Raw genomic sequence first — 15,336 nt, 5'->3', positions numbered from 1 at the left:
TTGAAGCTTCCTTTTATGCGATTATCGTCAAAATCATGAAAAATATTGCAAGCGTAATTATTCTGATTTCTTTTCTGTCCTCCTGCGGCTCAGGAGAGAGAGTGTCCAAAGAAGTCTTCGAAGAAGTCAATCAAGCAATGGAAGTCAAAAAGCTAAATGAAGCTGAAATCTATGAGTCAGCTATGATTTGGGGAGACTCTATTAGCACTACTGCACAGAAAGAACTCATAGGGCAACTTCAAAATGCCATTGCCGAGCGAGGGGTTACAGGAGCCATAGCGTTTTGTAATGTACAAGCGCTCCCGATTTTAGAAAAAGTCAGTGATGAATATAATGTGGAAATCCGAAGAGCATCCAATCGCTACCGAAATCCAAATGATCAACCCACTGAAATGGAACTGCAAATCTTAGAGACCTACGAATACAATGTAGAAAACAACTTGGAATCAACCCCTAATCTTCAAAAAATCGAAAATGGTGATGCTTATTTGTATTCAAAAGCCATAATAATTCCGGGAGGACTCTGCCTCAGCTGCCACGGAGACCCCGCAAAGGATATCGACGCTCAGACACTGCAAAAACTAGAGGAGCTCTATCCTGAGGATAAAGCAACAGGACATAAAGTGGGAGATCTAAGAGGGATGTGGTCCATTAAAATCCCTAAGATCGAAGTGGTAAAGCGGATGTAATAAATATTCTCTCCACAGTCTTAGAGCCGGTATCCAAAAAGTGCCGGCTTTTTTTATTACCAATTGAGCCAAACAAAAGTTTATATGATGAAACAAATAAGAAACAGTTTTGCTTATATCAGATGGAAATCAAGACAATTTTTTTTAAAACAGCATAAAACAGTCAGAATTTAGAAGAATTCAGTTAGAAATTTTTTTTTATTTCCTCGAGATTTAGGTGTATAATTTTCAATAACCCAAAATCCTAATCTATGAGGAAGTTAAACATTCTTAAGCTTTTTTACTTAAGCTTATTTATTTGCCTTGGTATTTCTACCTCGGCAATAGCCCAGACCCGGGAGGTGTCTGGCACTGTGATCTCCGGGGAAGATAATTTCCCCCTGCCTGGGGTTTCTGTCCTAGTCAAAGGTACTACTACGGGAACTGTAACCGATATAGACGGTAAGTTTACTATTTCTGTGAGTAGTGCAGACGCCGTATTGGTACTCTCTTTCATTGGGTTTGCAACTACAGAAGTTCCGGTAGGTAATCAAAATAATTTTGAAATTACGCTCAACCCTGATACCCAATCCCTAGAAGAAGTCGTCATCGTAGGATACGGGGAGCAAAAGAAAGAGACCGTCACTGGCTCAGTAGCTAGCGTAAAAGGTAAAGAGCTAGCAAAGTCTCCCACCTTAAATTTAACCAACTCTCTAGCCGGACGGATGGCTGGAGTAGTGGCAGTTAATCGAAGTGGAGAGCCCGGTTACGATGGTTCTGGAATCCGAATAAGGGGTTCCAATACCTTAGGGAATAACGATGCATTGATAGTAATCGACGGTATTCCTGCCCGTTCGGGAGGGCTAGACCGAATCAATCCCAACGATATTGAGAGTATTTCAGTACTCAAAGATGCTTCAGCAGCGATATACGGTGCACGAGCTGCAAATGGGGTAATCCTAGTGACGACCAAAAGAGGATTGGAAGGAAAGCCAGAATTGACATTTCAAGTCAATCAAGGCTTTGCACAGCCCACTGTCATTCCCGAATTAGCTAATGCTGCCCAATATGCAGAAATGCTCAATGACCTAGATATCTATGGACTACCAGTGGGTGAATGGGCGGCAGCAAATCAGGCATATCAATCCACAGGAGAATATACTCGGCCAAATGGTCAAGTAAGAAACGCTCCTTATACACCTGAAGATTTGGAACTGTACCGAAATGGTTCTGACCCTTGGGGACATCCCAACACGGATTGGTATAGAGAAACCCTCAAGACTTGGTCTCCTCAGTCTAGGTACAACCTTCAACTCGTAGGAGGGAGCGAAAATGTCAAATACTTGACCTCTTTAGGCTACCAAAATCAAGATGCATATTATAAAAATTCAGCTACCGGCTTCAAGCAGTATGATTTCCGCATTAACCTAGATGCCAAAATCAACGATTATATCAACGTCACTTTAGGTGTGTTGGGTAGAGAGGAATTTAGATTTTTCCCAACTCGAGGAGCAGGGTCTATTTTTAGAATGCAAATGCGAGGAAAGCCCAATCAGCCAGCATATTGGCCTAACGGTCTTCCAGGACCTGATATCGAAAATGGCGAAAATCCAGTAGTCATTACAACCAATCAAACTGGCTATGATCATGATACAAGAGACTACTTCCAGTCCAATGGTTCCATCGTCTTCAAAGTTCCCGGAGTAGAAGGCCTAAAAATCACAGGTACAGCATCTGTAGACAAAACGATGAGAAATCTCAAAAGATGGGAGATTCCGTGGACCTTATATGAAATGGGTAACGGGTTTGAAGATGATGGCGTAACTCCAAAACTTGTAGCCAGCCAAAGAGGACCCGCTGAACCTAGACTGAGACAAGAAAATATCAATCAGCTCAATATTCTAGTGGGAACAGTCGCCACTTATGATAAGGTCATTGCAGACAAGCATACTATTAATGTATTGGCAGGGTTTAATAAGGAAACTGTTGAAGGAAATAACTTTAATGCTTTTAGAAGATACTTTATCTCGACTGCTATAGATCAGATGTTTGCTGGTGGAGATTTGGAAAAAAATAATGGCGGCGGTGCTTTTGAGCAAGCTCGAATGAACTACTTCGGACGAATGGCCTATAATTACAATGAAAAGTATTTGGCAGAGTTTCTCTGGAGATATGATGGTTCGTACATTTTCCCCAGAGAGACGCGTTTCGGCTTCTTCCCTGGCATTATGCTCGGATGGGTGGTATCAGAAGAAAATTTCTGGAAAAATGGAATTGGAGAAAAATTTGATTTCTTCAAATTAAGAGGCTCTTGGGGACAGATGGGTAATGATCAAGTACCAGGATACCAATTTCTTTCTACATATGGATTTAGCTCATATATCACAGGTGGTGTAGAAACCAAAACGCTATTTGAAACGCGTGTGCCTAACAGAGGAATCACTTGGGAAGTTGCAAATAATTCCAACTTAGGATTTGAAGGACAACTCCTCCAAGGAAAAATATTCTTCGAATTTGACCTGTTCTATAATAAGCGAACAAACATCCTTTGGCAGAAAAATGCTTCTATTCCTCAAAGTACAGGGATATCTCTACCTCAGGAAAATATCGGTGAAGTAGAAAACAAAGGTTTTGACCTGAACTTAGGTACACGGGGCAATGTTGGTCAACTCCAATACTCATTCAGTGTTAACGGAGGGTATGCCAAAAACCAGATTCTTTTCTGGGATGAAGCACCCGGAGCTCCGGATTGGCAAAGATCAACAGGCAAGCCTATGAACACCTTTTTGGTATACCAATATGATGGGGTGTTTAGAGATCAAGAAGAAATCAACAGCAATCCGCTGGACTACTCTGCACTTACCAATAATCTCCGCCCCGGTGATATGAAGTATGTCGACTATGATGGAGACGGAAAAATTACACCTGACGATAGAGTTCGAATGGATAACAATAACATTCCATTATTTCAGGGAGGAGTAAATATCAATGCCTCTTGGAAAAACCTCGATATCGCTATTCTTTTCCAAGGCGCCTTGGGAGCGAGACAATATGTAAGTGCCGGAGAATCCGGGAATATCGGAAACTTCCTTCTTGACATTTACGAAAATCGCTGGACGATAGATAATCCGAGTAGCGTACATCCAAGAATTGCCAACAGAAGTGATCAATATTACTCCAACGGTAATACCTACTGGTTTAGAAAAACGGACTATATCCGACTTAAAAATGTAGAAATAGGCTACAATATGCCTCAACATATCTCTAAGCGGGTAGGAGTAAACAATCTGCGCTTCTATGTCAATGGCCTCAATCTACTTACCTGGGACAAACTTGGCGTCTATGACCCAGAGTCAGATAACTCTACTGGTCAATATTATCCGCAAGCGCGTATTATCAGCACTGGTCTTTCTGTCACCTTCTAAACTAGCGCATCATGAAACTATTCAATAAGAATTTCACATACATTTTCATCGCTGGCCTGATCGCCATCTCATGTAACGATGACTTTCTCGACACTAGACCACTTGGGGAGGTTTCAGAGTCCTCAGTCTGGAGCGATCCAGCTCTTGCAGAAGCCTTCGTAATCGGAATCTACCAGGGATTTGGTAATGGTGGCTTTGATGAGCAAATGCTGGCCTCTCTCACCGATGAGGCGATATTTACACACCCAGGAAGAGGTATAAATACCATCACTGAAGCTCGATCCAATCCAGCTGACATCGGCTGGGTAAACAACACGATCTGGTGGGGAAATATGTATAGCAGAATCAGAGCTGCAAATATTGCAATCTCAAAGCTAGAAAACCCTGAGTTTTCTGATCAAAATGCAGCAGATAAGCTACTAGGAGAAGCTAAATTTATGCGAGCCTATTACTACCATCAATTGATGAGGTATTACGGGGGCGTACCAATCGTAGATCGCCCCTATGAATTAGGAGAGGAAACCTATTCTGCACCGAGAAACACGTTCCAAGAACTAGTGGATTTCATCGTTTCCGATTTGGACCATTCAGCGGCTCTTTTGACCGGAAAAGCCATGGCAAATGGAAGAGCTTCCCAACTTGCTGCCCTGGCGCTTAAGTCGAGAGTTCTTCTCTATGCCGCGAGTGACCTCCATGATGCTCCTACTGCTCAATCTAAATCAGCAGATTTGGCAGCTTATGATAATATTGATTTGCTAGCCTATACATCAGGTAGCCGGGCAGAACGCTGGCAGAAGGCTCAAGACGCAGCAAAGGCTGTGCTGGATTTAGGCAATGGAAATATGATGGGACTTTCAGAACCAGTCTCGCATGAAGAGGGAATACAGAATTATATCAACAACTCCCTCTCCAGAAACGGAGGAGAAAACGAAATGATTCTTGGACGCTATTTCATCAATGCAAAACAGGAAAACGGAGGCCGGCAAGGTCTATTTAATGGTCCTAATGGATACAATAATTGGGCTGGAAATACACCTATGCAGCTACTAGTCGATGACTATGAAATGATGGATGGTTCTGAATTTTCTTGGGAAGATGAGGAGAAGGCAAGCAATCCTTACGAAAACCGTGACCCTAGATTCTATGCTTCTATTCTTTATGATGGAGCTCAGTGGAAGCCAAGATCTTCTGCCAATCAACCGAGAGATCCTCTAGGTCAAATTCAAACTGGAACCTACGAAATAGTCAACAGCTCTGGTGAAAAGATTACTCATTTTGGGTTAGATACCAGGAATTCACCTATTGAAGACTGGAATGGTAGCTATACGGGCTATTATATCAGAAAATTTATAGATCCAGACCCTGCCATAGTAGATCAAAATACCTGGCAAGAAATCCCTTGGCCATTCTTACGCTACACAGAGGCTGTGCTAAACTATGTGGAAGCTTCCATCGAGCTAGGTCAAGAAGATGAAGCAAGAAACTGGTTAAACCAAATACGGTATAGAGTAGGAATGCCAGGTGTTACCGATACAGGCGAAGCTTTGAGAGATCGCTATCGAAATGAACGAAGGGTAGAAATGGCCTATGAGGAGCAACGATTTCACGATGTCAGGAGATGGATGATTGCAGAAGAGACCCTCGGCCGTCAAGCCGACGGTATCAGCATTGTAGGCACACTCAAACCAGGAAGTAATGTCTCTGTCTATAGATATGACCCAGAGGTATATAACTACAGTTATGAAGTAATCGAAATGGATCCCGGAAAAGAAAACCGAACATGGATGGATAAGATGTACTACTTCCCCATCCATAGGGATGAAATTAATCGAAATGAAAACCTGATTCAAAACCCAGGCTATTAATTGAATTAATTCTAATTAAATTAGACTCAGTCATTGCATTAGCAAATGGCTGAGTCTATTTCTTTACATAATGAACAGATTTTCCTTTCTTTCTTTAGTATTACCCTTTGCCGCTTTATTCTCTTGTCAGAATAGCGAGCCCAAAAAGCCTTTGAGCAGCGAAAATACAGCAGACCCTCTTTTCAAAAAAGTAAGCCCTGAATCTACCGGAATTGATTTTATCAATAAAATTGACGAAACACTCAATCTAAACGTACTCATGTACGAATACCTGTATAATGGTGGAGGAGTGGCAGTCGGAGACCTCAATCAAGATGGATTGGATGACCTCTATTTTTCCGCAAATGTGAGCGGCGCCAAGCTTTATCTCAATCAAGGAAATCTCAAATTCAAAGAAATCACAGAGCAAGCTAATATTTTGGGGACATCAGGTCCTTGGAATACTGGAGTGGTATTCGTAGATATCAATGGCGACGGTCTTTTGGATATTTACCAATGCAAATCCGGTGCTTTACCCCATGAAAAAAGAAAAAACCTGCTATTCATTAACAAAGGAACAGATGAAAATGGAGTCCCTCGCTTTGAGGAAATGGCAGCAGACTATGGAATCGATTCAAGTGCGCCCAGTACATCTGCTAGTTTTTTTGATTTCGATAGAGATGGGGATTTGGACCTTTTCCTTTTAAATCATAATACCCGCTCTATCCAAAATCAAGATGTAGCTTTGACCAAAAAGCTCTTGAAAGAAAAACATGAAGCAGGAGCTCAACTTTTTGAAAATAAAAATGGAAAGTTCATCGAAATCACTTCAAAGGCAGGAATTTCCAGCTCCAGCTTTTCCTATGGCCTGGGTGTCTCTACTTCGGATATCAATATGGATGGCTGGCCGGATATTTATATAGGAAATGATTATGCCATGCCTGATTATCTCTATATCAATCAGAAAAATGGCACTTTTCTAGACGAAATCAATATCCGTCTCGGACAGACTTCTCATTTTTCGATGGGAAATGACATCGCTGATATCAATAATGATGGATTACCGGACATTTTCACGCTGGACATGCTCCCTGAAGATAATTACCGACAAAAGCTTCTTTTGTCTCCAGATAATTATGAGATTTTTCAGCTGAACCTCGAAAAAGGATGGCATCATCAATACATGAGAAATATGCTACATGTCAATGATGGATCAGGTAATTTTATGGAAGTGGCTCAACTCGCAGGAGTTTCCAGTACCGACTGGAGCTGGTCTTCCTTATTTGCCGATTTTGATAACGATGGCTGGAAAGATCTTTTTGTTTCCAATGGATATTTGAGAGATTATAACAATCAGGACTTTTTGATGTATATGGAAAACTACGTGCAGACTTCTGGTGGAAAACTCAAAAGAGAAGATCTACTGAGTCTAGTGAAGTCAATGCCCGCCTCAGACTTATCCAATTACATTTTTAAAAATAATAGCTCCCTTCAATTTGAAAATAAAACCCAAGAATGGGGTCTCAGTCAACCCTTCAATAGCAATGGTGCTGTCTATGCTGACTTGGATAATGATGGAGATTTGGACTTGATCATAAATAATATCAATGCGCCTGCTACAATTTTTCAAAATCAAAGCGTAGTTCAAAACACAAATAATTACATAAAAATTAAATTAATCGGTGAAAAAGGAAATTCCTCAGGGATCGGCACCAAGCTACAGGTTTATACGGGAGATTTGGTCCAGTACCTCGAGCAAAACCCTTACCGTGGCTTCCAATCCTCAGTGAGCCCTATTCTACATCTTGGTTTGGGAAGTCACGATTTCATCGATTCTTTACTGATCACTTGGCCCGATGGAAATAAAAAAATTCTGAGAGCTACTCCAGCTAATCAAACCTTGACAATAGCACTTTCAGATGGAGAAATCTATGAAGAAAATCAGATAGAGGAAGCTTCACTTCTCAATTCATTTCTTTCCATTAATCTTCCTGATTGCACCCCTACCAACGATTTTAAACGACAGCCGCTTCTCCTTCACCCCATTTCAAATCAGCAGCAGGCATGGACAATAGGTGATTTTGATGGAAACGGTAAGCAAGATTTATTCATCGGAGGCGGTGCTCAATCATCAGGTTTTATACTACCAAACTTTTCTGAACCAAAGCCATCTGAACTGATCAAGCTACCATTTGAAAATGAGAAAAGCGCTGAAGACAGTTATTCAGTCTCATTTGATGCAAATGGGGACGGAAAATTGGACCTTTTGATAGCTGGTGGAGGCCTTCATCAGTTTCAGAAGGGAGCACAAGAATGGAAGCCAAGACTTTATATCAACCGTGGCAATTCAAGATTTAAATTGGAACAAACTGCATTTTCTGACTTTTCTTTTCCTGTCAGTAAGGTTTTAGTTTATGATTTCAATGCAGACGGAGCCAAAGATATTCTGCTTGGTATCCGGGTACTTCCAGACCAATACCCCCTATCTCCAGGAGCTCAAATCTGGATCAATGACGGAACTGGGAAATTTTCTGAACAAACCAGCAAGTTTGCTCCTGAGCTTATAAATTTGGGTATGATCACTGATGGCCTCTTTCAAGATCTTGACCAAAGCGGACAAGCTGAATTGATATTGGTAGGAGAAGCAATGCCCATTTCGATTTTCAAACAAAACAACGGCGTTTATGAAAATGTGACCAAAAGCTACTTTGAAACTCCCATTGTAGGGCTTTGGAATCATATTGAAGCAGCAGATTGGGACCAAGATGGGAAACCGGAATTGATAGTAGGTAACCTTGGAAAAAACACTAGGCTAAAGGCCTCGCAAGAGGAGCCTCTCGAATTACTCTACAAAGACTTCGATGAAAATGGATTTATGGATGCTGTATTTGGATATTATATCCAAGGAAAAAAATATCCACTACTGAGTCGCGGTGAGCTTTTAAATCAAATACCTTTCTTAAAAAAGCGCTATTTAGACTTTAAAAGTTATGCTTTAGCAGAATTTGATGAATTGTTCTTGCTCTCAGAAAAAGAAGGAGCAACATCTATCCAAATCAATGAATTAGAAACCTCTTACCTTAAAATCAATAGCTTAGGCAAATTTGAAAAAAAACCATTGCCACAAGAAGTACAATTTACGCCCTCCTTTACCTCTCATGCTATCGATATCAACAATGATGGAAATCTAGACTTAATTCTGGGAGGAAATATGAATTTTGGAAGAATCAGTTCTGGAAAATACGATGCCGGACGGGGCCTTGTATTGCTGGGAGATGGATCGGGAAAATTCAAGGCCTTGTCAACGACCGAATCTGGAATTGCTATTCAAGGTGACATCCGTGGTATTTTCTCCACTGATAAACTACTTCTAGTCTTAGAAAAATTCAAAGCACTTCATTTTTACAAACGATAACCTCTTTGAAATAAAATGATCAAAAAATCCCTCCTAGCTATAGTTCTCATATTAATTGGAAAAATTTCCGATTCGCCAAATTTTGAGCCTTATACCCAAAAAATCCCTGGTACAGAAGTTCATTTTGACTTAGTTCCCATTCCTGCGGGGACTTTTCAGATGGGTTCCTCTACCAGCCCATTCCCCGATGAAAAGCCCGCCCACAATGTGAAAATCGATGCCTTTTGGATGGGAACGCATGAGGTCACCTGGGACATTTTCGAAATGTTTTTGGATAAAAACTACGAGATAGCACTTTCGGAACAAGACATCAGTCAGCTAGTGGATGGCTTAAGCAGACCGAGTATTCCCTATCTGGACATGACCTTTGGCATGGGAAAGGAAGGAAAACCTGCCGTAGGAATGACTCAGTATGGGGCGATTCAGTTTTGCCATTGGCTCTATCTTAAAACAGGAATCTTTTACAGACTTCCCACCGAGGCAGAATGGGAATATGCTGCAAGGGCGGGGACTGAGTCCACTTACTTCTTCGGAGAGGATTCGTCCCTTTTGGAAGAATATGCCTGGACCAAAGAAAACACTGCTGAATCCACCCAAAAGGTCGGAACAAAGAAGCCCAACCCTTGGGGATTATACGATATTTATGGCAATGTGATGGAATGGACCTCGGATCAATATGACACAGACTTTTACCAAAACTCTCCTGGAAAAAATCCTACAAATCCCTCCACCAAACTCTACCCAAGAGTAATTCGAGGAGGGAGTTTTAAGCACACAGCAGAAGAAATTAGTTCAAGCAGACGCTTTGCAAGCGATCCAAAGTGGAAGCAAATCGATCCCCAAATTCCTAAAAGTCAATGGTGGTTTCCCGAAGCTCCATTTTTGGGAATACGCTTAGTCCGTCCTCTTTTGCCTCCTAGCCCCGAGGAAATCAAAGCCTACTATTCAAAAGAACCTATCTCTGATTATTAACCCTAAAGTAACCTAACTATGAAAAACCAAAACTCAAGAAGAGATTTTATCAAGACATCTGCCCTAGTTACGGGTGGAGTTTTGACTTCCCCTTTTGTGCTGCCGGGCGCCTATGCTGCGACAGAAAATCACCTAAAACTCGCAGTAATAGGCTGTGGAGGCAGAGGAACCGGTGCGGTATTTCAAGCCTTGGAAACCGGTCACCCCATCAAGCTTGTAGCTATGGCAGATGCATTTAGAGATCGTCTAGACAATAGCCTAAAACCCATGCTTGATAAATATGGAAAAGAAAAAATTGATGTGCCGGAAGAGCGGAAATTCGTTGGGTTTGATGGCTATAAGAAAGCCATCGCAGAAGCTGATGTGGTCATTCTAGCCTCTCCTCCGGGCTTCAGACCTTCCCATTTTGAAGAAGCAGTCAAGCAGGGGAAACAGATTTTTATGGAAAAGCCGGTTGCCACAGATGCACCGGGAATCAGAAGGGTACTCGCCGCAGCAGAGGAAGCAAAAGCCAAAAAACTCAATGTGGTAGTTGGGCTACAGCGACATTATCAAAACAACTATCGCGAAACAATCAAGCGAATTCATGACGGAGCCGTAGGAGATATAGTCGGAGGACAGGTCTACTGGAATGATGGAGGGGTATGGGTACGAGAGCGTCAACCCGGACAAACTGAGATGGAGTATCAGATGCGAAATTGGTACTACTTCAACTGGCTCTGCGGTGATCATATTACCGAGCAGCACGTGCATAACATAGACATCGCTAACTGGGTAAAACAGTCCTATCCTGTCAAGGCAGAAGGAACAGGAGGCCGTGCCGTGCGTACAGGTAAGGAACACGGAGAGATATTTGACCATCACGTCATTACATTTACCTATGCCGATGGCTCGGTGATTCATAGCGAATGCAGACACTTTCCCGGCGCTGCCAATCGTGTCGATGAAACATTCCAAGGTACTAAAGGCAAAGTCTATCTCAGTGCTGGGAATCATGGAAACCTGACAGATTGGAAAGGTAACGCCATCTACACCCATAATCGAGAAAATAACCCCAATCCCTATCAGCAGGAACATGATGAGCTTTGGGCAGCTATAGTCAAAGGGGAGTACAAGTTTGAAGATGCTGAAAATGCCGCCAAGAGTACCATGACTTCCATTATGGGCAGGTATGCAACCTACTCTGGGAAAGTTTTGACTTGGGAAGAAGCACTTAACGGTACGGTGGATTTATTTCCGGAAAAATTGGACTGGGATGCTTTACCAAAAGTACTTCCCAATGAAGACGGGTATTATCCACATGCTGTACCCGGTAAAACTAAAGTAATCTAAATCATGAAGAGAAGAGGATTTATAAAGAAAATAGGCCTTGGAAGTACAGTTATGGGGCTTTCTGGTGGCATAAGCATGAGTGCATTGGCTGCAGAAAAAAAGGCACCGACTTTCAATATGGACTTTGCACCGCACTTTGGGATGTTTAGAAATTCTGCTCCTGGGGGAATGGTCGAAGAGTTAAAATTCATGGCAGATCAAGGATTTCGCTCTCTGGAAGATAATGGCTTACTCGGAAGGTCAGTTGCAGATCAAGAACTGATCGGAAAGACACTTTCAGATTTGGGAATGCGGATGGGTGTCTTCGTGATAGATGGAGGAGACAACTGGAAAGTATCTCTGGCTACGGGAAAAAAAGAATTTCTGGACACTTTTCTGGATACTTGCCGAAAATCAGTAGAGGCCGCTAAGCGTGTCGATGCCAAATGGATGACTGTAGTCCCTGGCTATTTCGAACGAAACCTACCCATGGGCATTCAGACAGCCAATGTCATCGAAGCCTTAAAAAGAGGGGCTGAAATCTTGGAACCACATGGTCTGACGATGGTCTTAGAGCCGCTGAGCGATAATCCTGATCTTTTCCTCCGACATGCTGATCAGACGTACATGATATGCAAGGCCGTAGACAGTTCCTCTTGCAAAATACTTTATGATGCTTATCACATGCAGCGCAATGAAGGGAATCTCATCGCTACCATGGAAAAAACCTGGGAAGAGATCGCCTATATTCAAATCGGAGATAATCCCGGCAGAAAGGAACCAGGAACTGGAGAAATTCATTATGGGAATGTGTTCAAATACATTCATGAAAAAGGATTCAAAGGAATCCTCGGAATGGAACACGGCAATGCACTACCTGGAAAAGAGGGGGAGCTTGCTCTAATTGAAGCTTATAGAAAAGTTGACATTCCATAAAAATTATAACAAATGCTTAGAAAAAGTATCGGAGCGCTATTGATTTCAGTAGCGCTTTTTTCCTGCCAAAAGAAATCGGAGTATCCGGCAGTAGAACAACCCACAGGATGGGAGATTTTTGAAACTCCAATTAAATCATCTTTACGAGGACTTTCATCAGTGACAGCTGATATAGTTTGGGCAAGCGGGAGCAATGGACGCTGGCTCAAAACCCTCGATGCTGGACAGAACTGGAGTCATGGCATCATCGATGGACTGGATAGTGTAGACTTCAGGTCCATCTATGGATTTGATGCAGAAAATGCGATTGCTGTTTCTGCAGGACAGCCTGCCGTCATCTACAAAACTAGCGACGGCGGAAAAACCTGGTCCAAAAAGCATGAAGAAAATGCCAAGGCATTCTTGGATGGGATCAGTTTTACTGACAAAAATCGCGGATATGTATTTGGAGACCCTATAGACGGCAAATGGATGATATTGGAAACAACCGATCAAGGTGAAACTTGGACTTTGATAGAAACGGCCCCCTCAGCAGATGAAGGTGAGGCAGGATTTGCCGCAAGTGCCTCCTCTCTTTTTGCAAGAGAAAATGAACTATGGCTGGGAAGTGGTGGAAGTTCGGCCAAATTATACCATTCCGCCAATCGTGGAAGATCTTGGGAATCATGGAAAAGTCCAGTCATACAAGGAGAAGCTTCTCAGGGTGTTTTTTCGGTTTCTGAAGCTGGTCAAGGCGAAATCGTTACAGTAGGTGGAGACTATCTAAAGGAAAAGGAAGCGAAGGCAAATGCCGCTATATTCTTAACTGAAACTCAGAATTGGGTGATTCCAAGTAATCCACCATCAGGCTATAGATCAGGTGTGACCTATTTTCCGCTATATCACTGGGTGATCGCAGTAGGCCCTTCCGGAGGGGATTTCTCAAAAGATGGCGGCAAGAACTGGGTTTCTTTTAGTGAAGAGTCATGGCATGCTGTAAGCCGTGCACACTCAGGAGGAGCTATCTGGGCATCAGGGGCTCAGGGGAAAATAGGTAGATTAACTTATTGAAAATAAAACAAGTTAATTTTTGAATAGAGGCTTTCAAAAGCAACCAAAATTTAACTATTTGTAAAGAAATCGGCCAAATCTCGGTGCCGAACTAGTGATCTATAGTATATTTAGGGTAAAGTTTCTAAACCTGCCCATTAGAATTCGTCGAATTTATTAGCATTATGTTTGAAATAATCCCATCCATTTATCTCATCAATGGCAAATGCGTACGCCTCAAAAGAGGTGATTTTACCACTGAGGAGGTCATCTCTAATAACCCCCTGGAGATCGCTCAGCAATTTGAGTCCATCGGTATGAAAAGACTCCATCTAGTAGACCTAGACGGTGCTAGAAGAGGCGAACCAAAAAACTACCATATCCTTGAGGCAATGGCCGGCTACACCGACCTCATGATTGATTTTACAGGAGGTATTACTACAGACGGAGATGTGATCAAATGCTTTGAATTTGGGGCCAAAACAGTTACTATTTCCTCAGCAGCGGCAAATCACCCTGAGAGATTTGCACAATTTCTGCTGTCATATGGCCGCGAAAAAATCAACTTAGCAGCCGATAGCAATCCGATTGATAACAAAATTAAAATCAGGGGATGGTTGAAAAAAACAAGCATAGATCTTTATGATCATATTGAGTTTTTTTACGACAGAGGATTGAAATACCTAAAATGCTCCGATGTGAGTAGAGACGGTGTAATGGAAGGTCCCAATTTCGAGTTGTTTAAAAATATCATAAGCAGATTTCCTACGATTCATTTAGCTGCAAGCGGAGGCGTCCGAGGTATTGATGATTTTAAAGCACTCAAAGACTTGGGAGTAAGTGCCTCAGTTTTTGGAAGGGCTTATTACGAGGGCAAAATCAGTTTATCAGATCTTGAAAAATTTATCTCCGAGAACTAAAAAAAAGAGACCGAACGGGTCTCTTTTTTATTATTAAGAAAACACAAATTAGTCCGCTTTAAATTTATCTACCACGTACAAAAATATATTGAAAGATAAAGTAGAAGAAACTGGCTCTGTCGATTTTTTACCTTCCTGACCCAAAATCACTTCTCTTCGAATTGGAGTGCTTTGAGTTGGAAGCGTCTTAGATTTTGGGGTGACCATCACTTTTGGAATAATAACTTCTTGAGATGCAGCATGATCTTCCCTAATGGGTCTGTCAACCGATTTTAAAGGTTCGATTTCAACTTTGTCCTGCTCTTCCTGTGCCAAAGATTCTCCCGTCCACAGACACATTCCCATAACAGTAATAGCGAGAAAACTCACTTTTTTAAATGGAAATATTGTAGAATTGAACATTTTTAGAATTAGATTACCTGTGTGTAACTGATGGGTCTTGCAAAAGGTTTCTAAAAATAGTAAAAATTTCTTCTATGCAAACGATTGACTACGAAGAATTCGCCAAAATTGATCTAAGAGTAGGTACAATTCTACAGGTTGAAAATTTCGAAAAAGCCAGAAAGCCCGCTTATAAAATTTGGGTAGACTTTGGGGCAGAGCTTGGCATCAAAAAATCCTCTGCCCAAGTGACCGCGCTATATCAGAAAGAAGATTTGATTGGTCGCCAAGTCATCGCCGTAGTCAACTTCAAACCACGACAGATTGCTGACTTCATGTCGGAAGTTTTGATCACCGGGTTTTCGGATAAAAATGGTGATATTGTACTAAGTTCTTTAGAACGATCTGTCCCCAACGGCTCACGGCTTCATTAAA

11 protein-coding genes are annotated in these 15,336 nt (G+C 41.9%); 10 read left to right on the top strand and 1 reads right to left on the bottom strand.

Going from position 1 to position 15,336, the window contains the following annotated elements; all coding sequences use genetic code 11:
- Positions 1-35: 35 nt before the first annotated feature.
- The 9 genes from BLQ57_RS06930 (at position 36) to BLQ57_RS06890 (ending at position 14,520) form a co-directional block, all read left to right on the top strand.
- On the top strand, positions 36-689 hold the full coding sequence (locus BLQ57_RS06930) for a Tll0287-like domain-containing protein (protein ID WP_087938676.1): 654 nt from the start codon (positions 36-38) through the stop codon (positions 687-689).
- 251 nt (positions 690-940) lie between these two features.
- Positions 941-4,093: a SusC/RagA family TonB-linked outer membrane protein gene (locus tag BLQ57_RS06925; RefSeq protein WP_087938677.1), complete on the top strand. Its 3,153-nt coding sequence runs from the start codon at positions 941-943 to the stop codon at positions 4,091-4,093.
- A gap of 11 nt (positions 4,094-4,104) precedes the next feature.
- Positions 4,105-5,958 carry a RagB/SusD family nutrient uptake outer membrane protein gene (locus BLQ57_RS06920; RefSeq protein WP_087938678.1) on the top strand — a complete coding sequence of 618 codons (1,854 nt, stop codon included), beginning with the start codon at positions 4,105-4,107 and terminating at the stop codon, positions 5,956-5,958.
- A 70-nt stretch (positions 5,959-6,028) separates the two neighbouring features.
- A complete protein-coding gene (locus tag BLQ57_RS06915; RefSeq protein ID WP_240507764.1) occupies positions 6,029-9,352 on the top strand; it encodes a VCBS repeat-containing protein in 3,324 nt (1,107 codons plus the stop codon).
- A gap of 15 nt (positions 9,353-9,367) precedes the next feature.
- Positions 9,368-10,324 carry a formylglycine-generating enzyme family protein gene (locus BLQ57_RS06910; RefSeq protein WP_087938679.1) on the top strand — a complete coding sequence of 319 codons (957 nt, stop codon included), beginning with the start codon at positions 9,368-9,370 and terminating at the stop codon, positions 10,322-10,324.
- A gap of 18 nt (positions 10,325-10,342) precedes the next feature.
- Positions 10,343-11,656: a Gfo/Idh/MocA family protein gene (locus BLQ57_RS06905; protein WP_087938680.1), complete on the top strand. Its 1,314-nt coding sequence runs from the start codon at positions 10,343-10,345 to the stop codon at positions 11,654-11,656.
- Positions 11,657-11,659: 3 nt separating this feature from the next.
- Positions 11,660-12,571, top strand: coding sequence for a hydroxypyruvate isomerase family protein (locus tag BLQ57_RS06900; protein ID WP_087938681.1), 912 nt, complete (start codon positions 11,660-11,662; stop codon positions 12,569-12,571).
- Between the two features lie 12 nt (positions 12,572-12,583).
- The gene (locus BLQ57_RS06895; RefSeq protein WP_087938682.1) at positions 12,584-13,621 is read left to right on the top strand and encodes a WD40/YVTN/BNR-like repeat-containing protein; all 1,038 of its coding nucleotides are present in this window, start codon (positions 12,584-12,586) and stop codon (positions 13,619-13,621) included.
- 164 nt (positions 13,622-13,785) lie between these two features.
- Positions 13,786-14,520, top strand: coding sequence for a 1-(5-phosphoribosyl)-5-[(5-phosphoribosylamino)methylideneamino]imidazole-4-carboxamide isomerase (locus BLQ57_RS06890; protein ID WP_087938683.1), 735 nt, complete (start codon positions 13,786-13,788; stop codon positions 14,518-14,520).
- A 48-nt stretch (positions 14,521-14,568) separates the two neighbouring features.
- Here the strand turns inward: BLQ57_RS06890 and BLQ57_RS06885 are convergent, their stop codons facing one another.
- Positions 14,569-14,922, bottom strand: coding sequence for a hypothetical protein (locus BLQ57_RS06885; protein WP_139162684.1), 354 nt, complete (start codon positions 14,920-14,922; stop codon positions 14,569-14,571).
- A 74-nt stretch (positions 14,923-14,996) separates the two neighbouring features.
- Here BLQ57_RS06885 and BLQ57_RS06880 point away from each other — a divergent pair, with 74 nt between their 5' ends.
- Positions 14,997-15,335 carry a tRNA-binding protein gene (locus BLQ57_RS06880; RefSeq protein ID WP_087938685.1) on the top strand — a complete coding sequence of 113 codons (339 nt, stop codon included), beginning with the start codon at positions 14,997-14,999 and terminating at the stop codon, positions 15,333-15,335.
- Position 15,336 lies beyond the last annotated feature (1 nt).

Source organism: Algoriphagus faecimaris (assembly GCF_900101705.1).
Taxonomy (GTDB): domain Bacteria; phylum Bacteroidota; class Bacteroidia; order Cytophagales; family Cyclobacteriaceae; genus Algoriphagus; species Algoriphagus faecimaris.
This window is presented reverse-complemented; position numbering and strand designations above follow the sequence as displayed.